Genomic DNA, 17,194 nt, shown 5'->3' with positions numbered 1-17,194 from the left:
CTGTGGAGATCCCCTCCGGCCCCCGCGTTCCTCCCCCTGGCGCGGGGGCCTCTCCATGCCGGTACACCGTGACCGGGGTCACACATTGACGGTCGCCGCAATCCAACCGTTACCCTTGTCGGCGTGCCCCTACCGTCCCTTGGTCGTTCGAAGTCCGGCCGCCATCGTCCGCCCCAGATCGACGTGGCGGAGGACGAGCTGGCGCCCGCGGGCGACACCGATGATGAGCTGACCTCGTACCTCGCGGCGCTGGCCCCGGAGACCGACACCGAGACCACCGCCTCCGGCACGAGCTTCGGCAGCGCGCAGGTCTACCAGCTGCGCCTGACGCTGATGGACAACGAGCAGCTGAAGGAGCTCGCGGGCGAGCGCCAGACGTCCCCGCAGGCACTCGCGACCGAGTGGGTCATGCAGCGCCTGCAGTGGGAAGCCCGCCAGCGCGGCTACTGACTCCGCCAACCCCACCACGACGAGAAGCGCCCCCGCCGGGAAATCCCGACGGGGGCGCTTCTCGGTACGACCTGACTCAGATGGCCCGGACGTTCTGGGCCTGCGGGCCCTTCTGCCCCTGACCGACCTCGAACTCGACGCGCTGGTTCTCGTCCAGGGAGCGGAAGCCGTTGCCCTGGATCTCCGAGTAGTGGACGAAGACGTCAGCGCCGCCGTTGTCCTGGGCGATGAAGCCGAAGCCCTTTTCGGAGTTGAACCACTTGACAGTGCCCTGTGCCATGTACCTGCCTCCATCGCAGGAAAGCTTGGGGTTGCACCATGCAACCCCCGGCCGTCCCGGGGGCGCTCCCCCCGCCGACCTCAGCGAGGAGAAGTACGCCCGCGTGCTGTTCCGCGAGCGTGAGACACGAACACAGAAACCACGGCCTGCGAGGTCAGCGTATCGCTTGAGGGTGCCGAAGACTACAGGTCGAACCCACCAAACCGGGCCATGCCGGGCGGCCCGGCCGACGCCCCCGTGATGGCTGGTGGCGGCCGGTTCCGGTGCTCCGGAGCGGATCTTCCGGAGATCGACATCCTCCCCCGAGGCGCAGTGACCGACGTCACATCGGCGTAATGACAACGGCCGAGCCCCACGACACGTCGATGTACACATCAGGCAAGGGGCTGAGGGGGAAGAGTGGGCGTGGGCAAGGGGTTGGCGGCAGCGGTGGCACTGGCCATCGGCGTGGTCGTCGCGGGGTGCGGCACCGGTGGGGACGCCGCGAACCCGTCGGCGACGAGCGGGCAGCAGGCGTCCAACGTCGCCGTGAAGGCGCCGATGGCGGTCAGCACGACGCCCGCCAACGGCACCGAGGACGTGAGCCCGGCGGGCCCGTTCAAGGTCGACGTCACCGAGGGCAAGCTGGTGTCGGTCGCGCTGACCAACGACGAGGGCAAGCAGGTCGCGGGGGCGCCTGCCGCCGACGGGACCAGCTGGGTGGCGAGCGAACCGCTCGGCTACGGCAAGTCCTACACCTGGTCCGGCACCGCCAAGGACGCCGACGGCAAGGAGTCGCCCATCACCGGCGCGTTCAGGACGGTGACGCCCGCGCGGCAGATCATCGGCAGCCTGAACCTCGGCGACGACCAGACCTACGGCGTCGCGATGCCGGTCGCCGTCGAGTTCACCGCCCCGGTCACGGACAAGGCCAGCGTGCAGAAGGCGCTCAAGGTCGAGACGTCCGTGCCCACCGAGGGCGCGTGGGCGTGGCTGAGCGACACCGAGGTGCACTGGCGACCGAAGGCCTACTGGACGCCCGGCACGACGGTGAAGGTCTTCGCGAACCTCTACGGGGTCCCGCACGGCGACGGCGCGTACGGCGGCCAGGACGTGAGCGTGCACTTCACCATCGGCCGCGCGCTGGTGGCGACCGCCGACACCCAGTCGCACCGGTTCGTCGTCACCAAGGACGGCCAGCAGCTGTTCGACTTCCCCTCCAGCTACGGCCTCGAGTCCGACCCCGGCCGGGTGACCCACAGCGGCATCCACGTGGTCATCTCGAAGTCGGAGGAGGTGTCGATGACGAACATCAAGTACGACTACGAGAACGTCAAGGTCCCGTGGGGCGTGCAGATCTCCTACAACGGCGAGTACGTGCACGGGTACGAGGGCTCGCGGTGGGCGCAGGGCAGCGAGAACGTGTCGCACGGCTGCGCGAACCTGGCCCCGGAGAACGCGAAGCTGTACTTCGACGAGGTCATCCCCGGTGACCCGGTGAACGTGACCGGGTCGAGCATCGCGCTCTCCGAGGAGGACCGCACCTACTACGACTGGGCGCTCGACTGGAACGCCTGGCTCGCCAAGTCCGCCGTCTAAGCGCGGGAACCGGGTGGGTCGGACACCTCCGACCCACCCGGTCCGGTCACGACCCGTCGAGCCGCGGCGGCTCGGGGATCTTGATGCCGGACTCGCCGACGTTGCGCAGCAACGACTTCTCCCACTCGCCCGAGCTGATCATCTTCCGGATCGCGGAGTTCACGTCCGCCAGGCCCTTGGTGTCGGTCTTGGCGAGGCCCACGCCGTACTTCTCGGTGCTGAAGGTCCTGCCCACCAGCTTGAGCAGCTCCGGGTTCTCCGCAGCGAAGCCCGCGAGGATCACCTCGTCGGTGGTGACCGCGTCCACGTTGCCCGCGAGCAGCGCGGTCACGCAGTCCGAGTACTGGCCGTACTCCACCAGCCGCACGCCCTGCGCGAAGTCGTTCTCGACCTTCTGCGCCGACGTGGACCCGGTGACGGAGCACAGGTTCTTGCCGTTGAGGCTCTCCGGCCCGGTGATGCCGTTCTCGGTGAAGCGGACGAGGAGGCCTTGGCCGGTCTGGAAGTACGGGCCCGCGAAGGCGACCTGCTCCTTGCGCTTGTCGGTGATCGAGTAGGTCGCGACGACGAAGTCGACCGCGCCGGAGGTGATCAGCTTCTCGCGGTCGGCGGAGCGGGCCTCCTTCCAGGTGATGTTCTTCTCGTCCACGTTCAGCTCGGTGGCGATGTACTTCGCCACGTCCACGTCGAACCCGACGACCTTGCCGTCGATCCGGCGTTCGGCGAGTCCTGGCTGGTCGAAGCGGATGCCGACGGTGAGCGAGCCGCGGTCGGCACTGCCCTCGATCGTGTTCTGGTCCGCGCTGCCGCACGCGGCGAGCAGGACCACCGAGACGGCCACGGGCAGTGTTCGACGCAAGAGGGTGCGCAACGGGGAACCTTCCGATCATCGAAGCCTTGTGGGCAGGGCGCGCCCGAGGCGGCTGCGGGAGCGGTCGCCATCGACCCGACCTCGGGGGTTCGCCAGTCCGATGTTACGTACGCAATCGCTTTCATCGATGCGACGCACGTCGCATCACGCCGTTTTACTAGGCCGTTCGGGTGACTTAGGGCTGTGACTTAGCACAAATCCCTATGGCAACAGGGCCCGACGGGGGTATGCAGACCAACCGATCCGGCGGATCGCCCGGTTCACGTGACCGGTCGGCACCCGCCACCGCAGGAGCCCCGGAACGAGCAGCGCGGTGCCGCGCAACGTCCGCAGGACCGCCGTCGCCACCGCCGCCGGGTACGGCCGGTGTCCGTAGGCCTCCAACGCCCACTCGGGCAGCAGCGAGTACGCCAGGTGGCCCAGTACCGGCTCGTACAGGCCGAGGCCCCAGCGCAGCGCGCCGCGCACCGGCGGCCGGTGCAGGAACCGGTAGACCACGTCCGCGTCGGCCGACCGGCGCAGGGCGGGACGCGTCTCCGCCAGGTACGCGGCCATCTCCGCCACCGACCCCGGCACCTCGTCGGCGTGCAGCCCGACCAGCGTCGCGGGCTGCCGCTGCTCGGCGAGGTAGCGGTCGGCCTGCGCGTCGGTGAGCCGGTACCCGGCCCGGCGCACCACGGTCAGGAACGAGTGCACCTCGGCGCAGTGCACCCAGCGCAGCAGCTCCGGGTCGTCGATCCGGAACGACGACCCGGTGTCGGGGTCCGTGCCGCGCAACGACCGGTGCACCGACCGGACCTTCGCCGCGGCGGCGTCGACCTCCTCGGCCGTGCCGTAGGTGCAGACGCCCACGAAGGTCGCCGTGCGCGACAGCCTGCCCAGCGGGTCGCGCTGGAAGTTCGAGTTCTGCACGACACCGGCGGCGGCGAGCGGGTGCAGCGCCTGCAGGTACAGGCTGGAGATGCCCGCCACCCACATCGCGGGATCGGCGTGCAGCTGCCAGGTCACCGAGTCGGGTGTCGCCACGATTTCATCGTGTCACAGGCGTGCGGCGCTGCGTCACGACATGATGTGCGCATGGATCTCGATGAGGCGCGGGAGTTCATCCGCGGCCACCACCGCGCGGTGCTCGCGGCGACCCGTTCCGACGGCAGCCCCCAGATGTCACCGGTGCTCGTCGCCGTCGACGACCGGGGCGACCTGCTGCTCAGCACCCGCGAGACGGCGTACAAGGTGCGCCAGCTGCGCAACGACCCCCGCGTCTGGCTGTGCGTGCTGCCCGACCAGTTCTTCGGCCAGTGGATCCAGATCGAGGGCACCGCGGAGGTCGTGCCGCTGCCGGAGGCCATGGACGGCCTCGTGGAGTACTACCGCCTGGTGTCGGGCGAGCACCCGGACTGGGACGAGTACCGGGCGGCGATGGAGTCCGAGCGGCGCGTCCTGCTGCGCGTGACCCCGCACCGCGCGGGCCCGGACCGGAGCGGCTGACGATGCTGCTCCCCCGGTTCCTGCTGGTCCTCACCCTCGCGATCCACCTGCTCTACGCCGCGCTCCCGTTGCCGCTGCTGGCCACGGAGAAGTCGGACATGCTCGTCCCGGCCGTGCTCGCCGTCGCCCCGCTGTTCGCGCTGGCGTGGTTCGGCGCGCGCAACCGCTACAGGTCCCACCGCTGGCCCGCGGTGTCGCTGTTCACCGCCGCGGTCCAGGCGATGGGCGCGACGGCGGCGATCGTCGTCCACCTGCGGCCGCTCGGGCTCAACCCGGCCCTGAACATCCTGGTCTACGTCCTCCTGCCGCTGCCGCCCGCGTTCTGCGCGTGGCTCGCCCACCGCGCGGTGACGTCCGCGGCGCCCGCCACCCTCGGCGGCACGCCGCACCACGTGAGCTTCCCGACGCGGGCGGTGCGGAAGTCGTTCTGGAGCAACGACTCCGTCGTCGTGACGGACGAGGCGCTGGAGGTCTGGTTGCAGCGGGGCGCCACCGAGCCGAAGGAGCTCCCGCCGGGGGCGAAGCTCGGCAGCGTGCCGTGGAAGGCCATCCGGCTCGACGACATCACGTCCGTCGGGGTGCGCGCCGCCGTCCCGGACGAGGCGCCGTGGGCCGTGCTGCGCAACGGTCCGAGCGAGTCGGTGCCCTCGGGCGAGGTGGTCGTCGTGCGCATCGGCGCGGAGGACCAGGTGCTGCCGGTCGTGAAGGCGGAGGCGTTCGCCGAGCTGGTCCGCGCCCGGACCGGCCGGGCGCTGCCGTCGCGGGTCGACCGGCCCGAGGTGGTGCTCGACACCCACGTCGCCGAGGTGCTGCCCGCACCGGACCCGGTCGGACCGAAGGTCTACGCGGTCCGCGGGCCGGACGAGCCGCTGCCGACCGGTCCGGGACTCACCGCCCGCTGGCTCATCGCCGCACCGCCGGCGCTGGTCGGGGTGGCGGGGCTTCCGCTCGCGCTGCTGCTGGCCACCTCGGCGACAGCCGGTTTCCTGGCGTGGATCGGTGTGGCCATCGTGGCCTGGCTGTGCAACCTGCGGGTGCCGCGGGTGTGGGGCAGGGTGGCGTTCCTGCCGGTGCCGGTGACGCTGATGTGGCTGGTGGTCCAGCGGCAGTGGCTGTTCGCACTGGCACTCGTGCTGTGCCCGGTGCTCGGGCGGCTCGCGGGCGCGGTGTTCACGAACTGGCGCGGCACCGACCTGGGCGGCAGCGGTGTCGAGGTGCCGTTCAAGCTCCAGAGCGGTGAGCGGCTGTTCGTCCAGGAGGACCGCCTGGTGCGCAAGACCCACGGCGTGCCGCAGTTCGCTCTGTGGCTGACCGACCTCGGCCTGGTGCAGTGCGGCGTGCGAACGGCACCCGAGGCGGGGAGGTGGCAGTCGCCCGGCGGCCTCGGGCACGCGGTCTTCGACTCCACCTGGCTGCGGGTCGTGGCCGGGCCCCAGCAGTGGCTCCTGCCGACACCCGAGCTGAGGCTCATCGCGGAACTGGTCAAGGCACGAGCGGCCAACGCGGCCCCCGCACCGCCGGACGACCTGGACCTCGACGGCTGGCACCGGCTGCGCGCGTGGGCGGTGACCAGGACGAGCGGCGGCGGGGTGCAGGCCAGGATCCCCGGCTGGCGGCTGTTCGTCGCGGCCGTGGCGGGCGGTTTCGCGTTCCTGCTGCTCCCCGCGGCCCCGATGCTCGTGCCCGGACTCGTGGCGGCGGTGATCGCGGTGATCGCGCTGGTCGATTGGGCGCGCATCCGGCCGCGCATGCGCGAGGCCGAGCACCACTCGTTGCCACCCGGAAGCCCGGACTGGGGCGAGGTCCGTCCGGACCACGCCCCGGTCCTGGGCTATCAGCCCTGGGTGTAGCTACCGCCTCGGCGGGTCGGGCAGGTCGAGGTCGCCGACCATCCGCGGCGGGTTCGCGGAGGTCTTGACCTCGTAGTCGTCGTCGTGCGCGTCGTTGACGTTGTTCGGCCCGCCGTCACCGGGGATGTGCTGGGCGTTGCCCGAGCCCCAGCCGCCGTTGTACGGGTTGCCGGGCACGTTCGCCCGCACGGTCGCACCGTCGGGCGTCTGGTAGGTGTGGCCCTGGGTGTTGGCACCCGCGGTCGTCGTCCCGTCGGGCGACGTGCCGGTGCCCCAGGTGTCGGTCAGCCCGCCGTGCCGGTTGGACATGCCGCCCACGGCACCGCCGACGCTGCCCGAGGACGCCCCGGACACCACGGCGCCGAGCGTGTCCTCCAGGCCGAACTTGCCGTGCGCGAAGTTGTTCAGGACGTTGCCGCCCGCACCGCCGATCGCGCCTTCGACCGCGCCGCGACCGGCGGCCTGGACGAAGCTGCTGGTGGTGGTGCCGATCCCCTTCGACAGGGCCCCGACCGTGCCGCCCGCGACACCCGCGGCCACACCGGCGATGCCCGCGTCGAGGGTCTTGCCCGCGTCCCAGCTCTTGCGGTTGCCCGCAAGCGCTTGCCCACCCTGGATCGCCAGGTCGACGCCGACGTTGATGGCCACGTTGATGGCGATCTGCTTGATCAGCTCGCGGAAGAACATCTGCACGGTGATCCGGGTCGCGGCCTGCGCGATCGGGACACCGGCTGTGCTCGCGCCGAACGTGGCCACCGCGGACGCGATCATGGCCGCGATCTGGGCCGCCAGGATGATCAGCGCCGCGATGATGCTGAGCTTGGTGTACTCGATGTTCAGCGCGGCGTCGTCGCAGCCCGACGCCAGGTCGGTGCAGAGCTGCTGGAGGTTGACGAGGTAGGCGTCACCCTCGACGAACTGCTTCCAGTACTTGTCGAACGCCTCCGAGGTCGCGCCGGTCATGCAGCCGAGCACGGCCGTGGACGCGCCGTTGCCCTCCTGCACGACCTCGCCGACCGCCGTGCCCGCGGCCGTCCACGCCTCGCTCAGCCTGCGCAGCGCCGTCTCGTCGCCCTCGGGCCAGTCGGCGCCGACCACGATCGGGACCAGCCACTCGACCGCTCCGGGAATCTCGATGCCCATGCGCGCCCCCTCAGCCCTGCGCGCCGAACGACCGCGCGTTGCCCAGGTCGGACTGCTCCCAGGTCGTGGCGGTGTCGTCGAGCTCGGTCCGGATGTTCTGGATGGCCTCCGCGATACCGGGGAACGCCTGGCGCGCGGTGTCCGCGGCGGGCGTGTAGCCCTGGGCGAACTTCTGGCCCACCTCGTCGTTGCCCCAGCAGGTGCCCTCGGCGTCCATGACCGAACGCAGCGCGTCCCACGCGTCGGCGAGCTTGTCGCCGGTGGAGGAGAACTTCGGCGAAGCCGAACGCAGGGCCGTGGGGTCTACCTCGAAACCTGTCACCAGTCGTTCCTGTCCATCAGGGAGTCACGGGGCTCGTCGTCGTCCGGGCGCTTCGGCGGGGCCACCGGCACGGCGGGCGGGGTGGGCACCAGGTCCTTCAGCGACGGCGCGCCGGGGAACAGGTCGGGCAGGTCCGGCACGTTCTGCTGGAACGGCGCCATCGCCGCGTCGGCCTGCCGCCGCGCGTCCGCCGCCGCGGCCTGGACGACCCGCACCACGGACTGGGCGAGCTTGTCGGGCGTGCTGCGCTCGAAGGCCGCGGGGGCGAACTTCACATCGGTCACGATGCCCGCCGCGTTCACGACCACCTGCACGAGCCCGTCCTGCGACGTCGCGCTGCCGGTCTTCGACACGGCCTCCGCCTGGGCGTCGCGCAAAGCGGACGTCTGGCGTTCGAGGTTGGCCAGCATCGAGTCGACCTGGGTGCGCAGAGCCGCGTTGCGGGCTTCGAGCGCCGCTCGCTGGGCGGGATCGTTCATGGAGACCTCTCATCACGGGATCGGGTCGGCGTTCGTCCGATTGTCACGCAAAGCCCATCCCCCCACACTCCGATTGGCCCAATCGGTAACGCCTTCACCGTTCGCGGCGATTCCACGTGGCGCCGTGGGCGTGGAATCGGTGAGCGGGTGCATCTGGGATGATCTTTGGCAGACGCCGGGTCCTCGCCATCGCGGGGGCCGTGCTGATCGGCGGGTCGATGATCGGTGCCCTCGTGCTCTCCGGCGGCCCGATGCCGGTCGACGTCCGCCAGGTCCAGGGGAGCTTCGGGCCCGAACCGATGCTGAGCGCGACGTTCACGACCGGGGTGGTGGGGGTGGGGCCTACTACTGTTCCGCCTCCTCCGCCGCCTCCCCCTGTGGAGACCACTGAGGTTCGGACGGCGGATCCCAAGCCGGATCCGAAGCCGCCGGTGAAGCCCGGGGGTCGGGTGCCGCCTTGGCTGGAGGAGTTGGGGGGGTGCGATGAGGACTACCAGAGCGATGGGCTGTGCGTGCCGTGGTTGTTCCCGATGCTGGTGGACGAGTGCGACTGGTTGAGGGGGCACGGGGTTCGGAGGGTTGAGGTGGTGGGGGAGGACCGGCATGAGCTGGACTTCAACCGGGATGGGATTGGTTGTGGGGTGGGGGATCGGTGATGGGGGTTCGCGTTGGGGGCGCGGGGTCTGGGGAACGTGGGGCACCCCGGTCGCCGAGTGTTCTATGCCCACTCCTGCTTGTCAAGACGGTGAAGCTGTCTTGACAAGCAGGAGTGGGCATAGAGATGGTTTTTCGGCGGGGTGCGTGGGGGAAGGGTGGGTTTCGGGGGCATCAGGCTGCGCCTGACAGGGCATCCTCGGCTGCGCCGTCGGACCAGGCATCCTTGCTGCGCTGCGGACAAGGCCCCAGGCGCTCCGCGCCGGATGCGCGGAGCCGGGCTGCGCCCAGTGGGGTGTTGTGCTCGGCTGCGCCATCGGAGGGAAGGCATCCTCGCTGCGCGTCGGACAGGGAAGGCATCCTTGCTGCGCGTCGGACAAAGCTGGTTGGTGGGGTTGGGTTATTGGTTTGCGAGGCGGTCGATTGCGGTGCCCACGCGGTCTGCCAGTAGGCCTACGGCGCCTACTGCGCGGCTCATCGGGTCGTCTGAGGAGCCGCCTAGGGCTTGGGAGCGGAGGTAGGCGGTTTTCACCTCGGTCCAGCGTTCCTTTTGCTGCTTGGTGAGGGTGCCGCGCAGTTCTGCCAGTTTCAGCAGGTTTGCCTCAGCGCCCGAGGTGAGGGTTTGGGCTTCGCCCGCGTAGTGGTCGTCGATGATGGCGGAGAGTTCGGCGTCGTTCATGACGGGGACGATGCGTTCGGCGAGTTTGTTCATGTTGCGGTAGGAGCCCTGCAGGCGGAACGGGGGTTCGGTGCGGGAGGCGTCGGACTGGGCGGCGGAGGTGATGTAGGCCTGGTTGTTGGCGAGCACGACCTCCTGGGCGCGGATGAGTTTGCGCAGTACCGAGAGGACCTGGTCCAGTTCGACCGAGGAGTACGGGTGGGTGAGCTGGTCGGGGCGGACGGTGTCGTCGTCGTGGGCGAGTCGGACCAGGAGCTCGACATCCCGTCTGTCCCTTGTGGAGAGTTGGGCCAGGACGGGGTTGGACGTCAGGGCGTTTTCGACGTAGCTGAGCGCGAAGAGGTCTTCGCGGCCGGAGAGGACGTCGCCCAGGTTCCAGACGTCGGCGCGGTTGGCGAGCATGTCGGGGATGCGGAAGCGGTGGCCGGACTCGGTGTAGGGGTTGCCCGCCATGCAGACGGCGAAGCGCTTGCCGCGCAGGTCGTAGGTGCGGGTGCCGCCGTTCCAGACGCCTTCCATGCGGCGCTGGGCGTCGCACAACGAGATGAACTTCTGCAGCAGCTCCGGTGAGGTGTGCTGGATGTCGTCCAGGTACAGCAGGACGTTGTTGCCCATCTCCAGGGCGAACGAGATCTTCTCGATCTCCTGGCGGGCGGTGGCGTTGGGCGCCTCGGCGGGGTCGACGGAGGTGACGTCGTGGCCGAGTGACGGGCCGTTGACCTTGACGAAGATCAGGCCGAGGCGGTTGGCGACGTACTCCATGAGCGTCGTCTTGCCGTAGCCGGGCGGGGAGATGAGCAGGAGCAGGCCCATCTGGTCGGTGCGCTTGGCGTCACCGGCGGCGCCGAGCTGCTTGGCGAGGTTGTCGCCGATCAGGGGCAGGTAGACCTCGTCGAGCAGTCTGTTGCGGACGAACGCGCTCATGACCTTCGGTTGGAACTCCTCCAGCCGGAGCTCCTTCTTCTTGCGGGCCACCAACTCGTTGCGCTGCCGCAGGTACGCGCGGAACGCGGGCACCCGTTCCAGCCGGAACGCCCTGGTCCTGGCCAGCAGCTCGTCGACGCGGAACTCCAGCCTCCGGTCCACGATCCGCGGGTGCGTGCCGAGCAGGCCGTCGACGACGCCGGTCAGCTCGGCCGACGAGTCGTAGCGCGGCAGGTCGTGGCACAGCTCCAGGGCGACCGCCTCCGGCAGGTCCGGCGAGCCCTGGTCGCCGAGGAACACGCCCAGCCAGGCCTCGACGAGCTGGCGGCGGGCGGGCAGGTCGACCGAGCGGAGGTCCTCGTCGTACTCGTGGCGGCTGCCCAGCGCGCGGTGGAAGCCTTCGAGCAGCGACCGCGCGGCGGCGCTGGTCGCGAACCCCTGCTGCCCGGTGGCCAGCTCCTCGAACAGGTACTCGCCCGCGAGCGCGTCCCCGATGGCGGCGCCCATCTCCTCGGCCAGCGCGTCGATGGCCCGCGACCGCCCGAACACCGTGCGGGCGCGGGCCAACGAGGTCGCGCGGCGGGTCCACGCGTGCTTCAGGTCGTCGTCCGCCTCGAACGCCCAGAACAGCTGGGCGTTGGCGCGGGCCGTCGGCGGGTAGCGCAGGACACCGGCGCCGGCGTGCAGGCGGAGCAGGACCTCCAGGACGCGAGCGGCGTCGTGGTCGTGGACGCCGCGTTCGTAGCCCTCGTCGTACCGGGACTCCGCGGCCCGCCGCACGACGTCGAGCAGATCGGCCTCGACCAGCGCCTTCGGGTCGTCGTGACCGGCGAGGATCGCCGCCGCCAGGTGTTCGGCGCGGTAGACCCCGGTCGACTCCGACACCAGCAGCTGGTCCCAGAACGGCTTGGTGGCGGCGAAGTCGGGGTCGGTGACGGGCTCGCGGAAGTCGGTCCCGGTGATGGCGAACGACATCGCGCCGTCCTGCGGCACCAGCGTGAGGTCCACGGTCTGGGTGTTCACCGCGAACCGGTGCCTGCCCAGCCTGATCGTCTCGCCGCCGTCGGTGAACAGGTCGAGCCGGTCGCGCAACGACCGCCCGGCCTCCTGCCGCGCCGCGAGGAGCCTGCCCTCCAGCTCCTCGGCGCGCACCTGGTCGCCGAGCTCCCGCAGGTCGGCCACGACGCTGCGGAGCTTCGCGACCATCGGGTCGGAGACGAAGTAGGTGTTCACGTCGTCCAGCGACGCGAGCGTGGCGACCCGACGGGTGACGCTGGCCAGGATGCGGTCCGCGGAGTCGACCAGCCGGTCCGACCGGCGGGCGCGCTCGTCCAGCAGCGCCTGCTTGCGCGAGGAGAACGCCTCGTAGACGTCCGTGCGCTTCGCGCCCAGCTCGGCCAGGAAGTCGTCGAAGTCGCTGAACCGCGACTCCAGGTTCTCCAGCTGGAGCAGCAACCTGCCCAGCTGCTCGTCGCAGCGCTGCGGCGAGTCCGCCACGGCCAGCGCGCCGGTGACGGCCTGGCCCAGCAGCGCGAACTCGGCGGCGAACTCCGCGCGCCCCTCGCTGTCGAGCAGCCGCTTGCGGCGACCGTCCACAGTGGCCCGTGCCCGGTTGATGCCGCCGAGCACCTCGCCGATGCGCTCCAGGATGCCGGTCCGCACGGTGGCGTCGGCGATGTCGAGCGAGCTGACGACCTCGGTCAGCACCTCCAGCCCCTGGGACTGCTCGAGCAGCCGTTCGGTGACCGGCTTGGCCTCGGCGACCGTCGCGATGGCGTCCGCCTTCACGACCAGCTCGTCGATCTCGGCGTGGTAGCCGGTGAACGCGTCCTCCCGCTGGAGGTGCGCGACCGCGCGCTGCGCCGACGTGCCCAGCTCCTCGTCGAGGTCCGCGACCAGCGCGTCGATCCGCGCCAGGTCGACGTAGCGCAGCTCCCGCAGCGTGACGAGCCTGCCCTGCGCCTTGCGCAGGTCGGCGAGCCTGCGCACCCACGCGTCGGCGGTGCTCGGCGTGTCACCGCGCTGCTGCCGGACCAGGGAGGCGATCCGGGTGTTCGCCTCCTCCAGCGCCGCGGCGGCCTGGTCGGTCAACGCCTGCACGGTCTCGAACTCGTCGAGCACCTGCTCGGCCGTCGCGCGCACCTGCGACAACGGGGTGCCCAGGTCGCCGAGGTCGGCCTCGCCGAGCCAGTGGTAGTGGTCGAACGCCCGCGTGCAGGCCGCGATCAGGGCCTCGAACACCGGGGCGGACGGCGCCATCTCGCCGACCATCCGCGACACCGACAGGCAGTCGGAGATGCCGCGCACCAGGTCGGCGTTGCCGACCCGGTCCAGCGGCCCGGTCCCGATCGGCTGGGCGGCGGCGTAGGTGTCGGACAGGTACGGCGTCTGCCACACCTGCATCGGGTGCACCCGCGTGGGCTCGTCCGACGCGGCGCGGAACACGACCAGCGTGCCGTCGTCGAACAGCGAGTAGCCGTGGCACGGGATCGGCGTCGCCACCTCCTTGCGGATCACGTTGTAGGGCAGCAGCAGCGAACGGCCGTCGCCGCGGGCGTGGAAGACGTAGAGCACGTCCTCGCCGTTGGTGGAGCGGATCACCCGCTCGAACTCGAGGTCGTCCACCTCGGTGTCGAAGGTCTTGCCGACCCCGGTCTCCAGGTGGTACCCGCCGGGGAAGATCAGCCCCTGGTCCTCGGGCAGCCGCTGGCACGCCTGGCCGATGCCGTCGAGCCGCACGACGGCCTTGGTGCGGGTGTTGAAGACCAGGTGCCGCCACGCGGTCTCGTTGTACGGCCGGACCCGCAGCAGGATCAGCGAGCCGACCCGCGCGTACGCGACGTCCGCGTCGGCGAGGCTCTGCAACGGCTCGTCCACCGGTTCCCGGTAGACGCCCTCGCCGGTCTCGGTGTTGTTCTCCACCTTGACCGTGAGGTCGCCGCCGACCGTCTCGACGAACACCTCGTCCTCGATCGAGATGTGCGGGTGGCGGCCCAGCACGTGGTTCTCGCGGACCGTGGTGGTCCACTCGAAGTCGTGCGACGGCGGGAAGACGTGGTCGCGCTCGCCCCGGTTGTCCACGTAGGACACCGAGCCGTCGGTGCCGACCTGCCAGCGCAGCACCCGGATGTCCTCGGTGCGGGCACCGGTCTGGAACACCGCCAGCACCTTGCCCTCGACCCGCCGCAGCTGGAGCAGCCGGGTGTCGCGGTAGTACCGGTACAGCTCGGCGAAGTCGCGCAGGAACGCCGGGTCGCGCAGCAGGCCGGGCAGCTCGTCGGGGCCCGCGTCCTCGAACCGGAACGCCTCGCCGTCGCGGGTGAACCGGTGCAGCGAGAACACGTCGTCCACGGTCGTCTCGGGCTTGAGCCCGATGAACACGTTGTACCCGAACAGCATCAGGCCACCGACCTGAATGCAGTCCCTGGGAACGCAGTTGTTCGCGGTCCGGATGCGTTCGGTGCCGATGAGCCGCAGCTCGGCCCCGCCGAACACCCGGAGGCGTTCGGCGTTCAGCTCCTCGGCGCGGCGGGCGAGCCCGGCGGCCTGTTCGGCGAGCCGGGCCCGCAGCACCTCGTAGGTGCCCGCGTCGAGCCCGGGGGAAGCGGGTGCGGTGCCCTCCTGCGTGGCGGTCACCGGCGGGTCACTTCGCCGCGAGGGCGGCGACCGGGCGCTCGGCCAGTCCGAGCTTCTTCGCGGTGTCCAGCAGCTCCGTCAGCTTTCCCGAGTCCGGGCCACCGGTGGAGATCAGCCGCATCAGCAGCGCGGACACGGTCAGGTTCTGCACGTCGTTCGTGCCGAACGACCCGAGCACCCTGGTGATGTCCTGGGTGAAGTCCGCGGAGCCGTTGAGCCACGGGCCCGCCAGGCTCTGCGCGACGTCGGAGTGCTCGACGAACCCGTCGACGCTCTTGCCCATCGTGATCGCGCCGACCACCCGGTCGAAGAACATGCTCTCGCCGCCGACGATGTCGATGTCGGCCTTCTCCAGCCCCGCGGCCAGCACGAAGGCCTGCGACTCCGCGACCTTCTGCTGCACGCCGAGCCCGGCGAGGCGGATCTCCTTCTCGGCCTCCAGCCGCAGCCGGTACTCCTCGTGGCCGCGGGTCGCGTCGTCCAGCGCGTTCATCGCGGAGGCCTTGTCGGACAGGCCCTCCGCCTCGCCCTTGAGCTTCTCGCGGATCGCGGCGGCGGCGACCATCGCCTTCTCCCGCTCGACCACGGCCTCCGCCATGCCCACCTTCTCGGCGCCCTCGGCGTTGGCGAGCTGCTTCTCGCGCGACACGGCCGCCTCGGCCATGCCGACCTTCTCGGCGCCCTCGGCCTGCGCGAGCTGCTTCTCCCGCGCCACCACGGCCTCCGCCCGGCCGACCTTCTCGATCGCCTCGGCGTCGCGCTCCCTGACCTGCACCTTGGCCAGCCCCTCGGCGGCGGCGGTGGCCTGCGTGCCCTCGGCCAGCCGGATCTTCGCGCGGGTCTCCAGCTCGGCGGTCTGCTGGCGGGCCTCGGCGAGCGTCAGCTCCTCGCGCGCCTTGTGCTTCGCGGTCTGCTCGGCGGCCTCCGCGGCCTTGATGTCCTTGACCAGGCCCTCCTGGGCCTCGGCCTCGGCGTGGATCACGGTCGTCTGGCGGAAGCGCTCGGCCTCCTCGACCGTGCGGAGGCGCTTGATGCTCTCCTCCTGCTCGGCCACGGTCTTCTCGACCGCGATGCGCTCCCGGATCACCTCGGCGATGTTGCGCTTCTCACCCTCGAGCTCCTTGTCCTTGGAGATGCTCGCCAGCTGCGTCTCGCGCTCGCGGCCGATGACCTCCAGCTGGCGGTCCTTCTCGATCCGCTCGGTCTCGATCGCGATCACGCGCTCGCGGTTCTTCTCCGCCACGGCGATCTCGCGGAACTTGTTCTGGTCCTGGATCCCGAGCTGCTCCTCGGTGCGCAGGTGCGCGCTGCTGGCCTTGAACCGCTCCTCGGCCTGCACCTTCGCGGTCTCGGCCTCCTCGCGGGCGCGCATCGTCTCGATCTCGCGCTTCTGCTTGGTCTCCGCGTCCGCCTGCCTGCGCTGGAGCTCGAGGATCGCCTCCCGCGCGTCGACGTTCTGGCGGGTGATCTCCTTCTCCTCGCTGCGCTGGAACTCGTTGGTGCGCACGTGCTCGATCGCGGTCAGCTCGGTGATCTTGCGGATGCCCTGCGCGTCCAGGATGTTCGCCGGGTCGAGCTGCGACATCGGCGTCTGCTCGAGGAAGTCGATCGCCGCGTCCTCCAGGCTGTACCCGTTGAGGTCGGTGCCGATGACGCGGATGATCTGGTCGCGGAACTCGTCGCGCTTGGTGTAGAGGTCCACGAAGTCGAGCTGCTTGCCGACGGTCTTGAGCGCCTCGGAGAACTTGGCGTTGAACAGCTCCTGGAGGGTGTGCTCGTCGCTGGCGCGGGCGGTGCCGATCGCCTGGGCGACCTTGATGACGTCCTCGACGGTCTTGTTGACCCGCACGAAGAACGTGATCCGGATGTCGGCGCGGATGTTGTCCTGGCAGATCAGGCCCTCGTTGCCCGCGCGCTTGATCTCGATCGTCTTCACCGAGATGTCCATGATCTCGGCCCGGTGCAGCACCGGCAGGACCACGGCACCGGTGAACGTCACGTCCACCTTGCGCACCTTGGAGACGATCAGCGCCTTGCCCTGCTCGATCTTGCGGAACAGCCTGCTGACCATGAACAGGAAGACGAGGACGACGAACACGACAACGGCGATCAGGATGCCGAAACCCGTGGTGATCACACCCATGGCAGAAACCCCCTAGAGGTTCGGGTCGAGCGGCGCGACCCAGAAGAACTCGCCGTCGCCGTCGTAGTCGAAGATCAGTGCGGTGCTCCCCGCGACCAGGGGGTCCTGGCCGGGTTGGCGCACCTGGACGACGGCGGACGACCCGTCGGACGCCGTCACCTCGGCTTGGCCGAAGGTCTGCGTCACGGTGCCGGTGCGGATCACGCACGGGCGTCCGATGAAGTCGTTGCGGGAGGCTTGCGGCGGGTTCGGGAACAGCTTGCGCACCGGCCACGCCAGCAGCCTGGTGAGCAGCACGCCGACGACGAGCGCGACCAGCAGCACGACCAGGCCGACCACGATCGTGAGCGGCGACGACAGGTCGAACCCGTTGAGCAGCACGGAGCCCCCGAGGCAGGCGAACCAGGAGAAGGCGGTCACCAGCGACAGCACGACGGTCACGGGCACGCCGTCGACACCGAGCCCGGCGAGCACGCCCTCCAGGCCACCCACCTCGCCCCCGTCGCCGTCGAGCACGCCGACCGCGGCCAGCAGCCAGTAGAGGACGACGACGAGGAGGAGCACGCTGAGGAACGCCGTCGGGTAGCCGAACGCCGTTGCGATGAACTCCCCCAACACCCCTCCGCAGCTCGAGCCGTCTTGATTGGACTCTAAACGCCTGACCTCGCGGTTCGCCGGGTTTTCGGCGAAGTAGTCA

At 70.5% G+C, this 17,194-nt stretch carries 14 protein-coding genes; 5 read left to right on the top strand and 9 right to left on the bottom strand.

Translation table 11 applies throughout. The features are described 5' to 3' along the window. Nucleotides 1-123 precede the first annotated feature (123 nt). A complete protein-coding gene (locus CLV43_RS10520; protein WP_106186935.1) occupies nucleotides 124-450 on the top strand; it encodes a hypothetical protein in 327 nt (108 codons plus the stop codon). Between the two features lie 76 nt (nucleotides 451-526). On the opposite strand, the gene CLV43_RS10515 is transcribed toward CLV43_RS10520, so the two are convergent. Beyond that, nucleotides 527-730, bottom strand: a complete 204-nt coding sequence (locus tag CLV43_RS10515) for a cold-shock protein (RefSeq protein WP_106186934.1) — start codon at nucleotides 728-730, stop codon at nucleotides 527-529. A 405-nt stretch (nucleotides 731-1,135) separates the two neighbouring features. On the opposite strand from CLV43_RS10515, the gene CLV43_RS10510 reads away from it, so the two are divergent. Then, nucleotides 1,136-2,308, top strand: a complete 1,173-nt coding sequence (locus CLV43_RS10510; protein ID WP_245886262.1) for a L,D-transpeptidase — start codon at nucleotides 1,136-1,138, stop codon at nucleotides 2,306-2,308. 46 nt (nucleotides 2,309-2,354) lie between these two features. Here the strand turns inward: CLV43_RS10510 and CLV43_RS10505 are convergent, their stop codons facing one another. Next, complete coding sequence (locus tag CLV43_RS10505) at nucleotides 2,355-3,179, bottom strand: glutamate ABC transporter substrate-binding protein (protein ID WP_106186933.1); 825 nt, start codon at nucleotides 3,177-3,179, stop codon at nucleotides 2,355-2,357. Nucleotides 3,180-3,380: 201 nt separating this feature from the next. Next, nucleotides 3,381-4,205, bottom strand: a complete 825-nt coding sequence (locus CLV43_RS10500) for an oxygenase MpaB family protein (protein ID WP_245886260.1) — start codon at nucleotides 4,203-4,205, stop codon at nucleotides 3,381-3,383. A 51-nt stretch (nucleotides 4,206-4,256) separates the two neighbouring features. On the opposite strand from CLV43_RS10500, the gene CLV43_RS10495 reads away from it, so the two are divergent. Together CLV43_RS10495 and CLV43_RS10490 are read left to right on the top strand one after the other, a co-directional pair. Continuing rightward, nucleotides 4,257-4,667: a PPOX class F420-dependent oxidoreductase gene (locus CLV43_RS10495; protein ID WP_106186932.1), complete on the top strand. Its 411-nt coding sequence runs from the start codon at nucleotides 4,257-4,259 to the stop codon at nucleotides 4,665-4,667. A gap of 2 nt (nucleotides 4,668-4,669) precedes the next feature. Next, nucleotides 4,670-6,517, top strand: coding sequence for a hypothetical protein (locus CLV43_RS10490; protein ID WP_106186931.1), 1,848 nt, complete (start codon nucleotides 4,670-4,672; stop codon nucleotides 6,515-6,517). Here CLV43_RS10490 and CLV43_RS10485 read toward each other — a convergent pair whose 3' ends face one another. From CLV43_RS10485 to CLV43_RS10475, 3 genes are read right to left on the bottom strand one after another with little or no spacing between them, the layout of a single operon-like run. Continuing rightward, on the bottom strand, nucleotides 6,518-7,660 hold the full coding sequence (locus CLV43_RS10485) for a WXG100-like domain-containing protein (protein WP_106186930.1): 1,143 nt from the start codon (nucleotides 7,658-7,660) through the stop codon (nucleotides 6,518-6,520). 10 nt (nucleotides 7,661-7,670) lie between these two features. Next, complete coding sequence (locus CLV43_RS10480) at nucleotides 7,671-7,982, bottom strand: WXG100 family type VII secretion target (protein WP_170155798.1); 312 nt, start codon at nucleotides 7,980-7,982, stop codon at nucleotides 7,671-7,673. Beyond that, on the bottom strand, nucleotides 7,979-8,461 hold the full coding sequence (locus tag CLV43_RS10475) for a YbaB/EbfC family nucleoid-associated protein (RefSeq protein WP_106186928.1): 483 nt from the start codon (nucleotides 8,459-8,461) through the stop codon (nucleotides 7,979-7,981). The genes CLV43_RS10480 and CLV43_RS10475 overlap by 4 nt, the downstream gene beginning before the upstream one ends. 158 nt (nucleotides 8,462-8,619) lie before the next feature. Here CLV43_RS10475 and CLV43_RS47060 point away from each other — a divergent pair, with 158 nt between their 5' ends. Continuing rightward, complete coding sequence (locus CLV43_RS47060; RefSeq protein WP_146174725.1) at nucleotides 8,620-9,117, top strand: hypothetical protein; 498 nt, start codon at nucleotides 8,620-8,622, stop codon at nucleotides 9,115-9,117. 398 nt (nucleotides 9,118-9,515) lie between these two features. Here the strand turns inward: CLV43_RS47060 and CLV43_RS10460 are convergent, their stop codons facing one another. Genes CLV43_RS10460 through CLV43_RS10450 form a run of 3 tightly spaced genes read right to left on the bottom strand, consistent with a single transcriptional unit; the run spans nucleotide 9,516 to nucleotide 17,115 of the window. Further along, a complete protein-coding gene (locus CLV43_RS10460; protein WP_106186925.1) occupies nucleotides 9,516-14,354 on the bottom strand; it encodes a DNA repair ATPase in 4,839 nt (1,612 codons plus the stop codon). Nucleotides 14,355-14,361: 7 nt separating this feature from the next. Then, a complete protein-coding gene (locus CLV43_RS10455; RefSeq protein WP_106186924.1) occupies nucleotides 14,362-16,497 on the bottom strand; it encodes a flotillin family protein in 2,136 nt (711 codons plus the stop codon). 12 nt (nucleotides 16,498-16,509) lie between these two features. Then, entirely contained in the window at nucleotides 16,510-17,115 is a 606-nt protein-coding gene (locus CLV43_RS10450) for a hypothetical protein (protein WP_245886258.1), read from the bottom strand. Nucleotides 17,116-17,194: the final 79 nt, after the last annotated feature.

Source organism: Umezawaea tangerina (assembly GCF_003002815.1).
Taxonomy (GTDB): Bacteria; Actinomycetota; Actinomycetes; order Mycobacteriales; family Pseudonocardiaceae; genus Umezawaea; species Umezawaea tangerina.
The sequence above is the reverse complement of the archived record's forward strand: the minus strand, read 5'-3'. Positions and strand labels throughout refer to the sequence as shown.